Annotated in this window: 13 protein-coding genes; 3 read left to right on the plus strand and 10 right to left on the minus strand. The window is 66.8% G+C overall.

What is annotated here, in order from left to right; translation table 11 throughout:
- Window positions 1-65 precede the first annotated feature (65 nt).
- From J7I44_RS11145 to J7I44_RS11155, 3 genes are all read right to left on the minus strand, one after another.
- Window positions 66-437 (minus strand): nuclear transport factor 2 family protein, encoded by a 372-nt coding sequence (locus tag J7I44_RS11145; RefSeq protein WP_209620470.1) that lies wholly within the window; start codon window positions 435-437, stop codon window positions 66-68.
- A 146-nt stretch (window positions 438-583) separates the two neighbouring features.
- Entirely contained in the window at window positions 584-2,179 is a 1,596-nt protein-coding gene (locus J7I44_RS11150) for a S10 family peptidase (RefSeq protein ID WP_209620473.1), read from the minus strand.
- A 77-nt stretch (window positions 2,180-2,256) separates the two neighbouring features.
- Window positions 2,257-3,114 (minus strand): hypothetical protein, encoded by an 858-nt coding sequence (locus J7I44_RS11155; RefSeq protein WP_209620476.1) that lies wholly within the window; start codon window positions 3,112-3,114, stop codon window positions 2,257-2,259.
- A 101-nt stretch (window positions 3,115-3,215) separates the two neighbouring features.
- Between J7I44_RS11155 and J7I44_RS11160 the strand changes: the two genes are divergently transcribed.
- Window positions 3,216-3,524 (plus strand): DUF1272 domain-containing protein, encoded by a 309-nt coding sequence (locus tag J7I44_RS11160; protein ID WP_209620479.1) that lies wholly within the window; start codon window positions 3,216-3,218, stop codon window positions 3,522-3,524.
- Window positions 3,525-3,640: 116 nt separating this feature from the next.
- Here J7I44_RS11160 and eda read toward each other — a convergent pair whose 3' ends face one another.
- The 4 genes from eda to zwf form a co-directional block, all read right to left on the minus strand.
- Window positions 3,641-4,285 carry a bifunctional 4-hydroxy-2-oxoglutarate aldolase/2-dehydro-3-deoxy-phosphogluconate aldolase gene (gene eda, locus J7I44_RS11165; protein ID WP_209620482.1) on the minus strand — a complete coding sequence of 215 codons (645 nt, stop codon included), beginning with the start codon at window positions 4,283-4,285 and terminating at the stop codon, window positions 3,641-3,643.
- Window positions 4,285-6,102 (minus strand): phosphogluconate dehydratase, encoded by a 1,818-nt coding sequence (gene edd, locus J7I44_RS11170; protein WP_209620486.1) that lies wholly within the window; start codon window positions 6,100-6,102, stop codon window positions 4,285-4,287. Before edd ends, eda begins: the two co-directional genes overlap by 1 nt.
- A 43-nt stretch (window positions 6,103-6,145) precedes the next feature.
- The gene (pgl, locus tag J7I44_RS11175; RefSeq protein ID WP_209620489.1) at window positions 6,146-6,859 is read right to left on the minus strand and encodes a 6-phosphogluconolactonase; all 714 of its coding nucleotides are present in this window, start codon (window positions 6,857-6,859) and stop codon (window positions 6,146-6,148) included.
- A gap of 69 nt (window positions 6,860-6,928) precedes the next feature.
- Window positions 6,929-8,395, minus strand: coding sequence for a glucose-6-phosphate dehydrogenase (gene zwf / locus J7I44_RS11180; protein ID WP_209620492.1), 1,467 nt, complete (start codon window positions 8,393-8,395; stop codon window positions 6,929-6,931).
- Window positions 8,396-8,557: 162 nt separating this feature from the next.
- Here zwf and J7I44_RS11185 point away from each other — a divergent pair, with 162 nt between their 5' ends.
- Both J7I44_RS11185 and J7I44_RS11190 read left to right on the plus strand, forming a co-directional pair.
- Window positions 8,558-9,310 carry a GntR family transcriptional regulator gene (locus J7I44_RS11185; protein WP_209620495.1) on the plus strand — a complete coding sequence of 251 codons (753 nt, stop codon included), beginning with the start codon at window positions 8,558-8,560 and terminating at the stop codon, window positions 9,308-9,310.
- Between the two features lie 48 nt (window positions 9,311-9,358).
- Window positions 9,359-10,960: a tetratricopeptide repeat-containing sulfotransferase family protein gene (locus J7I44_RS11190; RefSeq protein WP_209620498.1), complete on the plus strand. Its 1,602-nt coding sequence runs from the start codon at window positions 9,359-9,361 to the stop codon at window positions 10,958-10,960.
- Between the two features lie 352 nt (window positions 10,961-11,312).
- On the opposite strand, the gene J7I44_RS11195 is transcribed toward J7I44_RS11190, so the two are convergent.
- The 3 genes from J7I44_RS11195 to J7I44_RS11205 all read right to left on the minus strand — a co-directional run bounded on the left by J7I44_RS11195 (window position 11,313) and on the right by J7I44_RS11205 (window position 18,383).
- Window positions 11,313-14,372, minus strand: coding sequence for a TonB-dependent receptor (locus J7I44_RS11195; RefSeq protein WP_209620502.1), 3,060 nt, complete (start codon window positions 14,370-14,372; stop codon window positions 11,313-11,315).
- 608 nt (window positions 14,373-14,980) lie between these two features.
- Window positions 14,981-16,567, minus strand: a complete 1,587-nt coding sequence (locus J7I44_RS11200; RefSeq protein ID WP_209620505.1) for a tetratricopeptide repeat-containing sulfotransferase family protein — start codon at window positions 16,565-16,567, stop codon at window positions 14,981-14,983.
- A gap of 175 nt (window positions 16,568-16,742) precedes the next feature.
- Entirely contained in the window at window positions 16,743-18,383 is a 1,641-nt protein-coding gene (locus J7I44_RS11205) for a tetratricopeptide repeat-containing sulfotransferase family protein (RefSeq protein ID WP_209620508.1), read from the minus strand.
- Window positions 18,384-18,422: the final 39 nt, after the last annotated feature.

The following is an 18,422-nucleotide window of genomic DNA, read 5'->3' on the forward strand; positions in this document are numbered from 1 at the left end:
CTGGAGCCCACCCTGGGATCACTGCGAACGTGTAGGGTGGGCTTCAGCCCACCGCTCGCCTGCCTTCAGTCGCTGACGTCGGCGATGTGGATCAGCAGCCCGTCATGCACGCGGAACTCGCTGCGTCCGTTGAGCGCGATCGCCTGCCCGGCGCGTGCGCCATTGGGCAGGTCCAGCGCAAACACGCCCTCGAACGCGATGCCTGCCTGCGCGACACCGTTGCTCTCGGCGTAACTCGTTACCGTCTGCCGGCGCCGTGCGAACAGCGGCAGTGTGCTCTGCGCCAGCCGGCGGAATTCCTCGATGCCCTGTGTACGCACCGTGGTGACGCCCGCGGTGACGTTCTCGAAGGTCACCTGCGGGTGCAACGTGGCCAGCATGCCGTCCACGTCCAGGCGGTTGTAGGCGTCGATGTAGCGGTCGATGAGTGCGCGCATGGGAGCTTCGTCGGCGTGGATGGGCCGAGCATAGCGCGACCCGCGGGCGTCCTTGCAGGTGCCCTCTCGCGTGCGATGCATTCGCCGCAAGGGTGCGCACGAGCATCGCCCACGAGTGGGGTCCTACAAGAGATGCGGACGTCCGCTTACTTGACGTTGTCGGTTTGCTCGATGAATTGCGCCACGTTGTCGTGCAGCTTCTTCAGCGAGTCCTCGTGCGCATAGACCATGTGTCCGGACGGATACCACGCATAGGAGATGTTCTTGCGCAGCGAATCCGGGATCGGCAGGTGGCTCATTTCGTACTCGGCCGCGAAGTAGGGTGTGGCCAGGTCGTAGTAACCGCCGTTGAGGAACACCTTCAGGTCCGGGTTGGTCTTCATCGCGACCGCCAGGTCCGGCATCACGTTGGTCGACTGCTGCAGTGCCTCGCCGTGCACGCCCGGCGCCTTGTGCGCAAAGTCCCAGTGGTCGATGTCGGCGAACAGCCGGTACTGCAGGCCGTCGCCGAACTTCAGCTGACGGCGCACGTAGTCGTTGAAGGCCGAGACGTAGGCCGAGCTGATCGCCGAGGACTGCGGGTCGTACTCGGAATCCTTTGCCAGCGGGTCGAGCGCGGGGCCGGCAAAGCGGCTGTCCAGGCGGCCGGTGGTGAGCCCGCCGTCGAACTGCAGCTCGTGCTCGAACATGCCGCCGGTGACGCGCAGGTCCGCCTTGACCAGGTAGTCGACCGGCAGGCCGGTGTACTGGTGGAGCTTCTCGGCCACGGCACGCTTGCGCGCCGGGTCCAGGTTCGCGCCCTGCATCAGCGCGCTGGCGTAGTCGCCCAGCGCGTACTGCTCGACCTCGCGCAGGAACGGTTCCAGCTGCGCCGGCGGCTGCGGCAGCTTGTGGTGGTAGTACGCGGTGGCGGCGAAGGTCGGCAACGCTAGTGCATAGGGCAGGTCCACGCCCGGATTGAACTCCGGCCCGTCGATGCTGGTGTCGAAGGAGAGGATCTGCGAAAGCAGGATCACGCCGTTCAGGTCGACGCTATCGTCATTCTCCAGGATGTTCGCCAGCACCGCCGAGCGGGTGGTGCCGTAGCTCTCGCCGAACAGGTACTTGGGCGAGTTCCAGCGGCCGTACTTCGACAGGAACTGGGTGATGAACTGGGCGAAGGCCTGGCCGTCGCCGTCGACGCCGTAGACGGCCTTCTTGCGCTTGTCCATCTGCTCGTCGCGCTTGGCCTTGTCCTTCTCGTCGGCGATCAGCCGCGAGAAGCCGGCGCCGGGCGCGTCGATGAACACAAGGTCGGAGGCGTCCAGCAGGCTGTAGTCGTTGTTGACCAGGCCATAGGGCGCCGCGGGTGTGTGGCTGTCGTCGCTGGTGACCACGCGCTTCGGACCGAACGCGCCCATGTGCAGCCAGACGGTGGCCGAGCCGGGGCCGCCGTTGTAGATGAAGGTGATCGGGCGCCGGGTCGGATCCACGCCCTGCTTGAAGTAGGCGGCGTAGAACATGCTGACGGTCGGATCGTCGCTCCGGTCGCCGTGCTCGTGCAGCACCAGCGTGCCGGCGACCGCCTTGTAGTCGATGCGCTTGCCCTCGACCGTCACCGACCCGGTGGTCTCGGCGCTGTGCGGCTTGGCCAGCGCCGCGTCGGGCCTGGCGTGGTCAGCGGCCTTGTCCTTGTCGGTGGCGAAGGCACCGGGGGCGAGCAGCAGCGCGCTGAGCGCCGCGACGAGGGTGAGCTTGCGCATGGGACGACCTCACGGGGCACACGGAAGCGGCCAGCATAGGCGCGCCCGGCAGCCGCTTCATACCCCGGAAGTCACCCTCAGCCCCGCGCCAGCAGGACGATCGCCAGCACGGCCAGGGCCAGGCCCGCGAGGTTGATGCGGGAAAGCCGCTCGCGAAAGACCACCATGCCCGCCAGCGCGCCCAGCGCCACCACGCCCAGGCTCATCCCCGAAAACACCAGCGCCGGCCGCCCCGGCAAGGCCTGGTGCGCGCGCAGGTAGCACAGGATGTTGCCGAAGTTGAGCAGGCCCAGCAGCAGGCCCGCGGCCAGGCTGCGGGCGCCGAGGCGTGCCGTCCCGCGCGCCAGCCGCCAGCCCTGCAGGACGAGCGAGACCAGCAGCGCCAGCACGAACATCGCCAGCAGCGCCGCCCCAAGGGGCACGCCGGCGGACGCCACGCGCTTGAACAGCACATCGATCACGCCGAACCCCAGGAACACCAGCAGCGGGTAGATCCACCCGGCCGCGCCGCCGGAGATCGCGCCCTTGCTCGGTCGCCACATCAGCCCCGTCAGCGCCGCCAGGCCGGCGGCCATGCCCCAGCCCTTGGCGGCGCTCAGGGGTTCGCCGAACAGGACAAACGCCGCGAGCAGCGAGATCAGCAGCGACAGCCGCTGTGCCACGTCCGAACGCACGATGCCGGCGTGGCGCACCGAGCCGGCGAGCGCCAGGAAGATGGTCGGCAGCAGCAGACCCAGGCCGACCAATGCGGGCCACGCGGCGGTCGCGGCATGCAGCGCCGACGGCGCGGGCGCGAACACCAGCATGCTTGCCGCCGCAGCGACCACGTAGTTCCACGCGATCGCCTGCCCCACGTCGACCTCCAGCCGGCGGGCGAGCTTGAGCAGTACCGAAACCAGCACGCTGCACAGCGCGGCGGCCAACAGGAAGGGCATGGTGGGGATCCGGGAAAAGCCGAAGGATAAGGGACGTGCGTTCACCGGGGCAGACGCGGCGCGCCGGGCGCATGATGTGCACCTTTGAACGGGAGGCTTCCATGCTCGAACTGCGACCGACCTGCGAACACTGCAACAAGCCGTTGCCGCCGGCGTCTGCCGAGGCACGCATCTGCTCGTTCGAATGCACCTTCTGCCACGACTGCGTCGAAGGCTTGCTGCAGGGCGTATGCCCGAACTGCGGCGGCGGCTTCGTGCCGCGGCCGGTGCGGCCGGCGCACGATTGGAAAAACGGCAACTTTCTCGGGCGTTGTCCGGCGACCACCAGGGTGACGTACAAGCCGGTGGATGCGCAGGCGCACCGGGACCTCGTGGCGCGTGTCGCCTCAGTGCCGGCACAGGCGCGGTGAGCCGATGGCGCGCCGACGTCGCGTGACCTGGGTAGGGTGGGCTTCAGCCCACCGTCCACGGATTGGCCTCAGAGGGTGGTGGGCTGAAGCCCACCCTACGCATGGCCGGTAGGCCTTCAGGCTCCCAGACGTGCCGCGGCGCGCGCCAGCGCTTCGATGCCGGCCCAGTCACCAGCCGCGAGCTTGTCGGCGGGGGTGAGCCAGGACCCACCCACGCACAGCACGTTGGGCAGGGCGAGGAAGTCGCCGGCGGTGGCGGCGCTGATGCCGCCGGTTGGACAGAAGCGCAGCTGCGGCAGCGGTCCAGCCCAGGCCGCCAGCAGCTTGGCGCCGCCAGCGGGCACGGCGGGGAAGAACTTCAGGTACCGGTAGCCGCGCTCCAGCAGCGCCATCGCCTCGCTGGCGGTGGCCGCGCCGGGCAGCAGCGGCAGCGGGATGTCCGAGGCGGCATCGAGCAACCGCGAGGTCGCGCCGGGCGAGACGGCGAAGCGCGCACCGGCCTCGTACGCCGCGCGCAGGTCCGCTTCGCTCAGCACCGTGCCCACGCCGACCACCGCGCCCTCGACTTCCGCGGCGATCGCACGGACCGCCTCCAGTGCCGCCGCAGTGCGCAGGGTCACCTCGATCGCCGGCACGCCACCGGCGACCAGCGCGCGCGCCATCGGCACGGCGGCGCGCGCATCCTCGATCACCACCACCGGGATCACCGGCGCCCGGCGCATCGTGCGTTCGATTTCCTGCTGCCTGTCGGCATGGTTCATCAGAGCACTCCGGCGCCGAGGTCGGCGTTCATGGCGTGGTCGCGGAACAGGGCGAAGAGTTCGCGGCCGGTTCCGGCCTGGTGCGCCGCCTGGCTGCCCGCGTCGGGCGCGCGGGTGGCGAACTCGCTCGCATCGACGAGGACGTCCAGACGTCCATTCGCACAGTCCAGCCGGATCATGTCGCCCTCGCGCACGCGCGCCAGTGGCCCACCGGCGGCGGCCTCCGGCGTGACGTGGATCGCCGCCGGCACGCGCCCGGAGGCGCCGGACATGCGCCCGTCGGTGACCAGCGCGATGCGGTGGCCGCGATCCTGCAGCACGGCCAGCGTGGGCGTGAGCTTGTGCAGTTCCGGCATGCCGATCGCCTGCGGGCCCTGGAAGCGCACCACCGCGACGAAATCCCGATTGAGTTCGCCGCGTTCGAAGGCGGCGCGCACCGCGTCCTGGTCGTCGAACACCACGGCCGGGGCTTCGATCAGCAGGCGATCGTCGGGGACGGCCGAGACCTTGATCACCGCCCGTCCCAGGTTGCCGTCGAGCAGGCGCAGGCCGCCGTCGGGGCGGAACGGCTCGCCCGCACTGCGCAGCACGCCGCGGTTGCCGCTCTGCTTGCCGACCGGCTTCCACGCCAACTGGCCGGCCGCGTCGAGCTCCGGCACGACGGTGTAGGCGGCCAGGCCCTTGCCGGCCAGCGTCTTCACGTCGGGGTTGAGCAGCCCGGCGTCGAGCAGCTGGTCGATCAGGAAGGCCATGCCGCCGGCCTCGTGGAACTGGTTCACGTCAGCGTAGCCGTTGGGGTACACGCGCGCCAGCAACGGCACCACCGAAGAAAGCGCGTCGAAGTCGTCCCAACTCAGCATGACGCCGGCCGCGCGCGCCATCGCCACCAGGTGCATCAGGTGGTTGGTCGAGCCGCCGGTGGCGTGCAGGCCGACCACGCCGTTGACGATCGCCCGCTCGTCGACGATGTGGCCCAGCGGCAGGCGCGTGGCCGGCGCCGCGTGCGTGGCCACCGCCTGCACCGCGGCGCGGGTGAGCGCATCGCGCAGCGGCGTGTCGGGGGCGACGAAGCTCGAGCCCGGCAACTGCAGGCCCATGATCTCCATCAGCATCTGGTTGGAGTTGGCGGTGCCGTAGAAGGTGCAGGTGCCGGGGCTGTGGTAGGACGCCGCTTCGGCTTCCAGCAGCTCCTCGCGCGTGGCCTTGCCCTCGGCATAGGCCTGGCGCACCTTGGATTTCTGCTCGTTGGGGATGCCGCTGGGCATCGGTCCCGATGGCACGAACGCGCCCGGCAGGTGGCCGAAGCTGAGCGCGCCGATCAGCAGGCCGGGCACGATCTTGTCGCAGATGCCCAGGTACAGCGCGCCGTCGAACATGTCGTGCGACAACGCCACCGCGGTGGCCATCGCGATCACGTCGCGCGAGAACAGCGACAGCTCCATGCCGGCACGGCCCTGGGTGACGCCGTCGCACATCGCCGGCACGCCGCCGGCCACCTGCGCGGTGGCGCCGAACTGGTGGGCCAGCTCGCGGATCAGCGCCGGGTAGCGCTCGTAGGGCCGGTGCGCCGAGAGCATGTCGTTGTAGGCGGTGACGATGCCGAGGTTCGGGCCCCGCCCTTCGCGCAGCGCGGCCTTGTCGGTGCCGGTGCAGCCGGCGAAGCCATGCGCGAGGTTGCCGCAGGACAACTGCGCACGGTGCGGGCCGTCACCCCCGGCCGCCGCGTCGATGCGCGCGAGGTAGGCCGCGCGACTGTCGCGGCTGCGCTCGATGAGGCGCGCGGTGACTTCGGCGACGACAGGATGCTGCGAACTCATTGCAGGTACTCCATGCCGGTCGATTCGCTCCGGCAGTCAAGGGTCAGGGACACCAGTACACGTCGGCCGGCACGGGCGAGCGCGCCAGCACGACGCGGACCGGATAGTGCGCGGCCTCGCCCAGGCCGAGCCGCGCCTGCGCCAGCACGTCGCGCTTGTCCTCGCCTTCGATGTGCAGGAACAGGTGGCGGGTCTGGAGCAGGGTGGGCAGGGTCAGGGTGATGCGCGGTTCGCCGGCGCCGGGCGCGCGCATCGGCAACACGCCGCTGGGCTGGTTCGGATCGAGCGCGGCGGCAAGCTGGTCGCCCCCGGGGAAGAACGAGGCCGTGTGGCCATCCGGACCCATGCCGAGCACCACCGCGTCGAACGGCAGCGGCAGCGCGTGGATGCGCCGGCCGGCTTCGGCCTGGCCTTCCTCCGGTGTGGCCGCGCCCGTGTACAACGGCACGAACGACGCCGCGGCCGCCTGGTTCTGCAGCAGGTGCCCACGCACCAGGCGCGCGTTGGAGCGCGGATGGCTTTCGTCCACCCAGCGCTCGTCGACCAGGGTGACCTGCACCCGCGACCAGTCCAGCGTCGCCTGCGACAGCAGCTCGAAGAAGCGCAGCGGCGTGCGTCCACCGGAGACGGCCAGCAGGGCGAAGTCGCGCTCGAGCAGGCCCGCGCGCAGGCGGTCGGCGACGCGCTCGGCCAGGGCCAGGGCGAGCGCGTGGCCGTCGGCGAAGCTGTGGGTGGTGACGTTGATCGAGGTCGTCATGGGCGCACGGGCGTGGAAGGGGTCCGACAGTGTCGGCAGCCGGTTGCGGGCATCCGGTGAAGCACCGCGCTACTCGCTGTCCTCGTTCCAGGTACGACCGTCGCGCTCGATCAGCGCGACCGCCGCGCTCGGCCCCCAGCTGCCGGCCGCATAGGGCCGCGGCAGCTCGCCGGCGCCTCCCCAGGCGGCCAGGATCGGGTCGATCCAGCGCCAGGCGGCCTCGACTTCGTCGCGGCGCATGAACAGCGTGGGATTGCCGCGCACCACGTCCAGCAACAGGCGCTCGTAGGCATCGGGCTGCTGCACGCCGAAGGCCTCCGCAAAGCTCATGTCCAGCGGCACGTGGCGCAGGCGCAGGCCGCCCGGGCCCGGGTGCTTGATGGTCAGCCACAGCTTGACGCCCTCGTCCGGCTGCAGCCGCAGCACCAGCCGGTTCTGCGCCAGCGGGCCGGCGGTGGCATCGAAGATCGAGTGCGGCACCGACTTGAACGCGACCACGATCTCCGACAACCGCGCGGACAGCCGCTTGCCGGTGCGCAGGTAGAACGGCACGCCGGCCCAGCGCCAGTTGGCGATTTCCGCCTTCAGCGCGACGAAGGTTTCGGTGCTGGACTGGCCGTCGTCCAGTTCCTCCAGGTAACCGGGTACGCGCTCGCCGTCGATGGCGCCGGCCTTGTACTGGCCGCGCACGGTCAGCTGTGCGCTGTTGCGCATGTCGATCGGTTTGAGCGCATGCAGCACCTTGAGCTTCTCGTCGCGCACGGCATCGGGCGAGAGCGAGGCCGGCGGCTCCATCGCCACCATGCACAGCAGTTGCAGCATGTGGTTCTGCACCATGTCGCGCAGCGCGCCGGCGCGGTCGTAGTAGCCGGCGCGGCGGCCCAAGCCGAGCGTCTCGGCCACGGTGATCTGCACGTGGTCGATGTGGCCGGCGTTCCACAAAGGCTCGAACAGGGCGTTGCCGAAGCGCAGCGCCAGCAGGTTCTGCACCGTTTCCTTGCCCAGGTAGTGGTCGATGCGGAAGGTCTGCGCCTCGGAGAACACGCGCCCGACCGCCTCGATGATGCCCATCGCGCTGGCCAGGTCGCGGCCGATCGGCTTCTCCAGCACCACGCGCGAGTTCGGCCCGTTGAGGCCGTTGGCGCCGAGCCGGTTGCAGATGTCGACGAACAGCTCCGGCGAGGTGGAGAGGTAGAACACGCGGATGTGCTCGGGCTGCTCGTTCACCAGCGCAGCGAACGTGTCCCAGCCCTCGTCCTTGCGTGCATCCAGCGGCAGGTAATAAAGCTGTGGCAGGAACGCGTCGATCTGCTCGCTCGCGCCGCCGCCATCGGCGAGCACGTCGCGTACCAGGCCGCGGTAGCCGGCATCGTCCAGGCCTTCGCGCGCCACGCCGATGATCCGGCTGGCCGCGGGCACCTGGCCGTCGACGAAACGGTGGAACAGCGCCGGCAGCAGTTTGCGCAGGGCCAGGTCGCCGGTGCCGCCGAAAATCACCAGGTCGAACGGGTCGACGTGCGGGGGAGAAACCGTCACGGTTCACCTCGATTGCGTGTTGGGCAGACGGAATGGGCCATCCCGCCTGGGCGCCGAGGATGGTACCAGTGAAATACCAGATTACGCAGCCAGGCGTGCAGGTCATGCATACGTTTTCATGGCGGCTTGCCGCAAATGGTGTGAGATTGGTATGGTTCCGCCATGGAGACCGCGCTCGCCGCCGAATACCGCCGCCTCTGCGAAAGCCCCGATACGCGCCAGCCGCTGGCTTACCTGCGGCTGCGCCGGGCGATCCGCACCGTGGTCGAACACCGCGACATCGAACCGGGCCAGGCACTGCCCAGTGAGCGCGACCTGTCGCACGCGCTGGGCCTTTCGCGCGTGACCGTGCGCAAGGCCATCGCGGGCCTGGTCGAGGAAGGCCTGCTGACCCAGCGCCACGGCGCCGGCACGTTCGTCGCCGAACGCATCGTCAAGCCGATGTCGCGGCTGACCAGCTTCACCGAGGACCTGCGCGCGCGCGGCCTGAACCCCCGCTCGGAATTCTTCGAGCGCGGCATCGGCGAGGTGACGCCGGAAGAGGCGATGGCGATGAACCTCTCGCCCGGCGCGGCCGTGGTACGCCTGCACCGCGTGCGCTACGCCGGCGACGAGCCGCTGGCGATCGAGCGCAGCGTGGTGCCCGCCAGTGTGCTGCCCGATCCGATGGCCGTGCGCGATTCGCTCTACGAGGCGCTGGAACAACGCAACGCCCGCCCGCGCCGCGCACTGCAGCGCCTGCGCGCGGTGTCGCTGAGCGCCCAGCACGCCCGCCTGCTGCACGTGGCCACCGGCAGTGCCGGGCTGAGCATCGAGCGGCGCAGCTTCCTCGACGACGGGCGCGTGGTGGAATTCACAAGCTCGTGGTATCGCGGCGACATCTACGACTTCGTGGCCGAGCTGCATACGGACTAGCGGCATCTGGGCGGTACGCGCAGCCGCTCCAAAGGGTACGATCGAGCCATGACGACCACTGGCCATTCCGTATCGCTCGACACGTTGCGCGAGCGCGTCCGAACCTACCTGGAGCAGGAGCAGTGGCCTGCCGCGCAGGCGACGCTGGAGACGATCCTCGGGCACGCCCCGAATGATCTGGCATGCAGTCTCCAGCTGGCGGACCTGCTCTATCAGCAAGGTCATCTGCAGGCCTCGACCTTGCCCCTGCTACGAGCGCTGAATCGCCTGCCGAAAGATGCACCCTTGATCGTCGCCCTGATCCAGCGACTGGTCGGCCGGGGAGAGATCGTGGCGGCCCGCGCCTGCCTGGATCTGCTGACGCAGGCCCCCGATCCGCCCGCCCACGTCGTGTTGGCGCAAGCGAAGATGCGGTTCATGATCGGCGAGTTCCGGGAGGCACTCCAGCTGGCCGAAAAAGCAGTAAGCGCAGGCGTGGAAACACCCGAAGCGGCGCGTCTGTATGGCATGTTGCTGCAATTCAACGGGCGCATGGCCGAGGCCTGCGACATCCTGGAACAAGCGCTGGAGCGCTGGCCTGATTTCGGCGATGCGGCGCCCGCCCTGGTCGATATGCGCAAGCAGACTCCCGAGGCCAATCACCTGCCCCGGCTGCGCGAGCAACTCGAGCGCCTGCCGGAACAGCCCGCGGACCCGGACCAGGCGTTCGCGCGGGCCGAGTTCGAATATGCCCTCTTCAAGACGCTGGACGATCTGGGCCGTTACGACGAGGCGTGGCTGGCGCTGTCGCGCTGCAACACGCTGATGTCCCACCTGAATCCCTATCGTCCTTCGGTGCAGGAAGCCTTGACGGACGCACTCGTCGACCTGCCGGTGGAACCGGACACGGCAGCCGCTCAAGCCCCGGCTTTCGAGGGGCCCATCCCTATCTTCATCGTCGGCATGCCGCGTTCAGGCACCACGCTGCTCGACCGCATCCTGTCGAGCCATTCCAGGGTGGCGTCGGCAGGCGAGATCGGCGACTTCTGGCGGCAATTGCACTGGATGGCCGATGTCATTCCGGACCAGGCCGACGGGTTGCTCCGCGTCACCGGCCGAGTCCGCCAGATCGACTTCCACCAGTTGGGGCTGCGCTACCTGCGGCAGACGCAGTGGCGAGCGGAAGGCCGACCGTATTATGTCGACAAGCTGCCCGGCAACATCCAGTTGATAGCGTTCATCCGCCGCGCGTTGCCGCATGCGCCGATCCTGCACATGGTCCGCGATCCGATGGACACCTGCTTCTCCAACTTCAAGGCCATGTTCGGCAACATTTCGCCGCACACGTATGAGCTTGGCGCGATGGCGCACTACTACGGGCAATACGCCCGGCTGGTCAGCCATTGGCACAAGGCCTTGCCCGGCGCCATGCTGGATGTCCATTACGACCAACTGGTGCTTGATTCGGCCGCGACCATTCCACGCGTGCTCGCCCATTGCGGGCTTGAGGTCGAAGAAGCCTGCCTGCGTCCGGAAAGCAACGCCGCGCCAGTGGCCACGCGAAGCACACCTCAGGTCCGCGAGTCCATCCATACGCGGGGGCTGGGCGCCTGGCGTCACTATGAAAGCCAGCTGGAGCCGCTGCGCGAGGCGCTTGCCGGGCCGCGCTGACCGTAGGCTCCGGCTCGCCGGCCCTGGCGCGCCGAGCGTGTGCCCTTGCGGTTGCCTACCACCGGCCGTCTACGTTTGGTCGTTCTCCGACGCAGCGAGAGGCACGCCACTGATAGAGCCGGCATGGCTGCGGATGCCGCGCCTGCCTTGAGTTGCGCCAGGCATGTACGGCGGACATCCGTCCGCAAAGGCACCCCTCTTCACCTGCGCTGGCCAGGCACCGAAGCCGCCCGGGCCTTGGACGAAGCGCAAGCACATCGCTGCCAATGGCACGGCAACGCGGCTCGGGGTGAAAAAAAAATGCCACCGGTCTTGCGACCGGTGGCTCTGGGGTTGGATCAACCGCTATCTATCAATAGTCGTAGCTCACCGACAGGCGCACGTAGCGGGGCGGCTCGAACGTCACCGGCGTGTGGAACTGGTTGTCGATGAAGCCCGGATCCGTATCCCGGGTCGGGTAGGTCTGCGTCGCGCGCTGCTCGTTGAGCAGGTTGAAGACGTCCAGTTTGAAGGCAAGCTTGTGATCGGCGAAGGCGGGCATGTACTGCATGCCGACGTTGATCTGCTTGGTCCACGGCGTGTGCGTTTCACCCGGCGGCGACTTGCGGCCACCGCACCAGTGGTAATCCGGACCGTAGGCTGTCGGGTCCTGGTCGGCGGTCGGGCCGTAGTAGCCCAGGCACGACTCGGCCACGCCCGACTGGATCAGGGCGGTTCCGGAGACCAGCCATTCCGGCGTGAACGAGTAGGCGCCACGGATGCGGAGCTGATGCTTGCGCACGTTGAACAGCTCGCCGTTCTGGCCATCCATCAACTGCCAGGCATCCCAGTCCTCGGTCTTGGACACGTCGCCCTGACCGAAGTCCGAACGCACCTGGCCTTCGGTGTTGCCGAAGCCACGCGAGTAGGTGTAGTCGACGCGAGCCTGCCACTTGCCGTCGAACGGATGCTCCAGGTACAGGTTCAACGAACCGGTCTTGCGCTTGACACCCTGGGTGAAGCCCCAGTCCTCCTGGGTCATCGACACCAGCTGGTCGGGCAGGCCGCTGCCTTCGTCCGCCCGGATCAACATGGTGTTGGTCTGGCCCGGGTTGATCAGGCGGCAGTACGCAGGACCGAGCAGCGAGTTGTAGTAGCCGCTGTTCACGATGGCGAGATAGTTGTCGTAGGTGTACTCGCCGCCCGGCGCGATGCCCATCTTTCCGGCAATGCGGTACGGGCTGCACTCGTCGTCGATGGCGGTCTTCAGATCACGCCACATGGCCTTCGCGCCGTAGTTCCAGTTGTCGTTGAGCTGCTTGTCAAAGCCGACGATGAACTCGTCCAGGTACTCGGGCTTGAGGTTGCGCGCAGTGACCTGCTCCGGATCCTTCGGCAGGCCGAACTCGCCATCGGGGGAGACCAGGCCGCCGACGGGGGTCAGGCCCTGCGGAATGCCGTTGGCATCCACACTGGTGTAGTCGTAGGTCTGCCAGGTGTACGTCGATATGTTGGCCGCACGTTCGGCGGCGTTGTCCGGCAGCGCGAGATAGTAGCGGCCCACGTTGCCGTAGACCTTGAACGAGGAGTCGCCGTTGACGTCCCAGCTGACGCCGATGCGCGGCTCCCACTGGTTCTTCATGTCGACGAAGGCATCGCCGCGATCGTTGTAATTGGTGAAGTGGTCGTTGCGCAGACCGACCTTCAGCAGGACGTTGGGCGAGACCTGCCAGGTATCCTGGATGTACCACGCCTTCTGATCCATCGACATGCTGGTCTGCCAGCCGATCTTGTACTGGCGCACCGTGCCATTGGAGCGGTAGGACCAGAAGTAGTCGATCGCCGGATTGAACGGGTTGATCTGCGACTGGCCCTGGTTCGTGGCCTCGTAATGCATGTTGTCGATACCGACGGCCAGGTCGTGGTCACCCAGGCGGTAATCGAAGTCGACGCGCAGACCATGGGTACCGTTGGTGGCGTCACTGGAAAGCCAACTGCTGTTGGTCTGGCTGTTGCTGATGCCGGTCGCCGGGGTACCCGCGGGAACCTTGGTCGGGTCCTGGTACTGCGGGTTGGAGATGAACGGCAGTTCGCTGCGGTTGCCGTAGATGTTCGGATTCTTGAAGTCGGCCTTGCCGTAGACGATGCTCAGCGTCGCATTGTCGGTGATGTAGCTGGTGAAGTGGCCGATGTAGAAGTCGGCATTGTCCTTGGTGATGTCGTTGGGCGCGGCGAACGCACCCGGGCTTAGCGTGGCGTAGTCGAAGTAGTAGGTCGAGCCGGTGCCGGTGGTCTGGTTGTTCTTCAGCGCGGTCAGCTCAAGAACATTGTTGTCGGTAATGTTCCAGTCCAGCTTGCCGTAGAACTTGGTGTTCTTGTCGCGGTTGTAGGAGACGCGCTCGGTGGTGTCGGTACCGACCGTGGTGTAACCGGTCTTGGTGGTTTCGGCGGCCAGGAACATGAACAGCTTGTCCTTGATCAGCGGACCGCCCAAGTAGGCCGAATAGACCGTTTCCCATTGTTTGTTGTCACTGCGGTACTGATGCAGCGCACCCACCAGGTCCGGATCCGCCCACTGGTACTCGAGGGCGCCCGTCGGCGGCGGCAGCGCGCCACTGGCGTAGTAACGGTTGCGCGGGCTGGCCTGCAGGTACTTCGGTTCCCACACGACCTGGCCACCAAAGTGCCATTCGTTGGTGCCTCGCTTGCCGATCTGGTTGATCACGCCGCCGTCGGAACGACCGTACTTGGCGTCGTAGCCGCCGGTGAGGGTTTCCTGCTGGTCGATCGCGCCATAGGGGAGCTGGAAGCCGCCGATGTTGCGGTATGGCTCGCCGGTGTTGTAGCCGTTCACGTAGTAAGCGTTTTCGGAGACGCTCGAACCACCGAAGGCCACGGCGTTGGCAAAGTAGCTGCTGCCCTTCACGGTTCCCGGAGCGAGCAGCGCGATGGCCTCGGCGCTACGGGTCACCGGCAGCTTCTGCAGGTCGGCTGCGGTGATGATCGTGCTGGAGTTGACGCTGGTGACGTCGATGGCGGGCAACGCGCTGGCGACCACCTGCACGGTGCCGAGGTTCTGCGCATTGTCCGCGGTCGCGGCCGCAAACGGCACCTGGGTGCCGGCGCCTGGCGAAACGCCCACGTTTTCCTGCGTAGCGAGTACCTGGCCATCCTTGCGCAGGGTGACCGTGTAGCGACCCACCGGCACGGTGACCGAATAGCGCCCGCTCGCATCCACCGCTACTTCACGGGTAGCGCCTCCGGCGCCTTGGACGACGACGGTCTCGCCGGCGGCGACCGGAGCGGTACCGAAGATGGTGCCGGTAGTGGACTGGCCGTGCGCGAGGCCGGTCAGACCCAATCCCAGGGCCAGGGCCACGGTCAACGCGGTCGGGCGTGGCAATGCCCCATGCAGTTTATGAAGCTTGTTCATTTAGCAATCTCCCCAAAGCGGCAGTCAGCCGGGCCATGAAAGTCCTGGCAGAAGAAAGGCCAAACCCATGCTCCAAACCGACATCGCTGCGACAGGTGTCGGCACCCCAGCGGGTTTTAGGCCGCAGCCAACATTCGGCTGCGGCCTGAAGCTAGCTCTGCCCGAGATGGAGTGTCAACTTTTTTTTAATCATCTCACTGTTCATGAGATGGTTATATTTGTGGAGAGATCGTGAAGTAAGTCCCCGTTGCTAGGGGATTTTTTGATTCGGAAGGGCAATCGCATTTTATAAATGAGTTAAGCGATGCGTAGCCCAACCGTTCTGGCCGGACGTGATCGCCTGTCATTTTTAACGAACGAAGATCTGACCGCATGCGGCAGCGGTTTTTTCTCCGTGTACAAGGGCGGCCAACGGTGGCGTGAGATTGGCCGCGCTGAAAATCGATTGGCTGCGCAACGCGGGACTTTCTTTCCGTTCTTGGCGCCCGGCTCCGGCTGCGTCCGCGGTCTATCCGTCGACCCCGCATGCGCAACCGCCATCGCCCCCACTGGCACGCTTTCAACCCCCGACGCCAAAGCCATTGTCGATGCCGCCGTTGCCTGCGTACTTAAGCAAGCGCCCGCTGCAAAGGCCCCAGATATTTTGCGTAGTGCTGCCACTCTCCCATGGAACGGGAGTGAATGGGCTCGCGTACCTGCGCGCTGCTCTGCGTGGCTACCGGGTCCGTATTGCGCTCCGGATGAAGGCATCCTTCCTCCGGATCCAGACCACAATGGACCAGCACCCGGTCAAGCGTCTTTCGAGGTTCAGTGACGAGTGCGGCGTAGGACACATCGAGCATGACGCCCGGCAATGCAGCGCGCCAATGATCGGTAAGCCGCGAGTACTGTTTGTAGTAATGCGCCAGCGCTTGCTGCTCGTAGCAATAGGCCGACGCATTGCCAAACATGACCTTGAGGTTGGAGAAACACACATCCATGGGGTCACGCACCATGTGCAGGATGGGCGCGTGCGGCAACGCGCGGCGGATGAACGGCACCATGCGCACGTTGATGGGCAGCTTGTCGATGTAGAACTGGCGGCCGCGCGCGCGCCAGGCTGTCTGGCGGATATAGCGCGCACCAAGTTCCGCAAAGTCGATATCGACCGCTCCTTCGATCATCCGCAGGAGACCCTGCACGCCTGCCGGAGGAGCATCGGTCATCCACCGGAGCTGGCTCGGGAAATCGTTGATCTCACCCGCGGAGGTCACCTGCGAATGGGCCGCGAGCATCTGGTTGAGCAGCGTCGTTCCCGATCGCGGCATCCCTACGATGAAAATGGGTGTGGGACCGGCCGGTGGCCGCAGCGCCGCTGGGCGATTCGTCAGTTCGCGCGAAGCCTTGATGAGCGCATCGATCGCCGCCACTTCGCCCGACTCATTGTAGGGATTGAGTTTGTGCATGAGCGCATTGCTGCGCTCCAGCGCAGCCCACGCCTCGTCGTGAGACCCCAGATCGTCAAGCACCTTGAATACGGCTGATTCGAATTGCGCGCGAACGTAACTCGCGCGCGCCCCATCGGGCGCTGGAAGCCGGTCGAGGCAACCACGCAACAGATCCAGGTGATTGGCTGCGGACGTCTGCTTGCGCAGGTTCACCAGCATGACGGCGGCGTCGCCCAGGTCGGGCCAGCGCTGGAGGCAACTGGCCAGAATCCCCTCCGCGTCGACCAACTTTCCCGAGCAACGCAACAGCATGGCATGGAGATACCGGTCGTCAGCCCGGTCCACCCCTGCGGCGACCGCTCTTCCCATCAGGGAGGTTGCGCTCGATACGTCCCCGATCATCCAGTGCAGGTGCGCCTGCTCGGCGAGAACCGACGCCGGCGGATGGGGGGCGCGGGCCAGGTGATCCAGGCAGGCGCGCGCCGCCTCCACTTCGCCAAGCATCAGCAGGCGAACCGTCAATTGCGCGATGAGGGGAACATGGTTGGGCAGCAAGGGCACGGCATCCAGCAGTTGTCGGCTTGCCGCCTGCAACCGGCCCTGCCGAAGCAGAACGCTGGCCATCTGGATACGTGTGGGCACGTCGCCCGGGGTGCGCTGCAGCAAGGATTCCAATGCCGCTCTTGCCGCGTCCCATTGCTCGGCGTCCATGTGGAATTGGGCCTGGCGCCTGAGTTCCGTGATTGCCGCCGTGCTGTTTTCTGTCATGAGGAGAAGGCTACTCAACGCCATGGGGTTCGACAAATGTGTCTGCCGCCTTATCCCAGCATGGCGGCGTGCCGCCGGCTGCGATACGCGGTATGCGCTCTTTCGACGTCGTGGCATGCACGAAGCGCGTGCATGCCATGGGAGGCGCGCCGCATGGGCTCGTTTCGGCTGATGGTTACTTGCGAAACCGCATGGCGTGCAAATGGCGGTCAAGCGCACTCTGCAGACCGGAAAGCTGGGTGGCGTAGTTGCGCCATTGGCCAACCGCGCGAGTGTGGACCGGTTCGCGCACCTGCACGCTGCTGGGCGTTGCAACAGGCGTCGCGTTCCGTTCCGGAGACAAGCAGCCCGGTTCGAGTTCGAGGCCGCAATAGTCAAGAACCTGGCGAAGGATAACCTCCGGCTGCTGCACCAGCGCGGCATACGAAACATCCAGCATGGCTTCGGGCAAGGCCGTCCGCCACCGGTCTGCCTGGCGCGCATACTGGGCGTAGTAGTGGGCCATGGCGTCGATATCGTAGCTATAGGCCGAGACGCTGCCGAACATGGCCTTGAGATTGGAGAAGCAAACATCCATCGGCTCACGCACGATGTGCAGGATGCGCGCATGCGGAAGCGCGCGCCGGATGAAGGGCACCATCTGTATGTTGGACGGCAACTTGTCGGCGTAATACGGGCGTCCCTCCGCTCGCCATTGGGTCTGCTTGAGGTAGCGCGCGCCCAGGTCCGCGAAATCGATCCTGCCCACGCGCTCGACCGCCTTTGCAAGCGCCCGTGCACCTCCCGGCGCGACATCGGCGGCCCAGAGAAACTGACGTTGGAAATCATTGATCTCGCCCGCTGAAGCCACGCGAGAATGATTTGAGAGCATGCGTTCCAGCAACGTCGTGCCCGATCGCGGTAGGCCGACGATAAAAACCGGCATTGGGCCCTCTGCGTGCCCCACGGCGCTCGCGGCCGGCGCAACAGCGGCGGGTGCGCTGATGAGCGCCTGGGTAAGCGCCTCTTCCGCGGCGGCATCGTAGGGATTGAGCGCCTGCATCAACCCATTGCTGCGCGCCAGGGCGGGCCACGCCTCGTCGTAACGTCCCAGATCGTCCAGCTCCTTGAAGAGCGCAGCCTCGAATTCCGCCCTGACAAGATTGTCGCCACGATGACGGCTACCGACGGGGATGCGAGCCAACTGCGCGTGCAGGAAATCGAGATGTTGCGTTTCGGGCGTCTGCTTCTGCACATTCGCCAGCGCCATGGCAGCGCCTCCGAACAGCGGCCATCGGCGCAGGCAAGCCTCCAGCACCTCCCTGGCGGCAACCAGCTCGCCGCTGTACTGCAGCATCATGGCGTGCTGAAGATGGGCGTCCGGCTCGTCCGCGCCCTCGGCGATGGCGCGCTCGATCAGGCTCCTCGCCGGGTCGATTTCGCCAAGCATCCACCAGAGCCTCGATTGCTCCGCGAGCACCTGGGCGGGTTGTTCGCCAATCGCAGTGAAGCGTGAAAGGCAGGCGCGGGCGGCCAGCGTCGCTCCGCCGGTGAACAAGCCACGCACGAGCTCGATCATCGTGCCGACATCATCCGGTGGTGTCTTGGCGACATGCATCAGCTGCTCGGTCGGGGCACGCAGCTGCCCCTGCCTGAACATGACGTTGGCCAGCCCCATGCGCGCCCACGCATCATGCGGTGCCAACTGTACGAGTGACTCCAGCGTCGCCTGCGCGGCAGCCCATTGCTGCGCGTCCATGTACTGCTGGGCACGACGGCGTCGCCGATCCTGTGCCATCGAAAGATTGGGTGTGTTCATCGAAGCGGGATTGTCCATTATCGAAGGCGCCTGCGTCCGGCTCCGGAGCCGTTCCGT

The organism is Frateuria flava (assembly GCF_017837635.1).
Classification (GTDB): Bacteria; Pseudomonadota; Gammaproteobacteria; order Xanthomonadales; family Rhodanobacteraceae; genus Frateuria_A; species Frateuria_A flava.

Coding starts and splice junctions, on each gene's coding strand:
- J7I44_RS11145 (WP_209620470.1), bottom strand. CDS start 437: ATGCGCGCACTCATCGACCGCTACATCGACGCCTACAACCGCCTGGAC.
- J7I44_RS11150 (WP_209620473.1), bottom strand. CDS start 2,179: ATGCGCAAGCTCACCCTCGTCGCGGCGCTCAGCGCGCTGCTGCTCGCC.
- J7I44_RS11155 (WP_209620476.1), bottom strand. CDS start 3,114: ATGCCCTTCCTGTTGGCCGCCGCGCTGTGCAGCGTGCTGGTTTCGGTA.
- J7I44_RS11160 (WP_209620479.1), top strand. CDS start 3,216: ATGCTCGAACTGCGACCGACCTGCGAACACTGCAACAAGCCGTTGCCG.
- eda (WP_209620482.1), bottom strand. CDS start 4,285: ATGAACCATGCCGACAGGCAGCAGGAAATCGAACGCACGATGCGCCGG.
- edd (WP_209620486.1), bottom strand. CDS start 6,102: ATGAGTTCGCAGCATCCTGTCGTCGCCGAAGTCACCGCGCGCCTCATC.
- pgl (WP_209620489.1), bottom strand. CDS start 6,859: ATGACGACCTCGATCAACGTCACCACCCACAGCTTCGCCGACGGCCAC.
- J7I44_RS11185 (WP_209620495.1), top strand. CDS start 8,558: ATGGAGACCGCGCTCGCCGCCGAATACCGCCGCCTCTGCGAAAGCCCC.
- J7I44_RS11190 (WP_209620498.1), top strand. CDS start 9,359: ATGACGACCACTGGCCATTCCGTATCGCTCGACACGTTGCGCGAGCGC.
- J7I44_RS11195 (WP_209620502.1), bottom strand. CDS start 14,372: ATGAACAAGCTTCATAAACTGCATGGGGCATTGCCACGCCCGACCGCG.
- J7I44_RS11200 (WP_209620505.1), bottom strand. CDS start 16,567: ATGACAGAAAACAGCACGGCGGCAATCACGGAACTCAGGCGCCAGGCC.
- J7I44_RS11205 (WP_209620508.1), bottom strand. CDS start 18,383: ATGGACAATCCCGCTTCGATGAACACACCCAATCTTTCGATGGCACAG.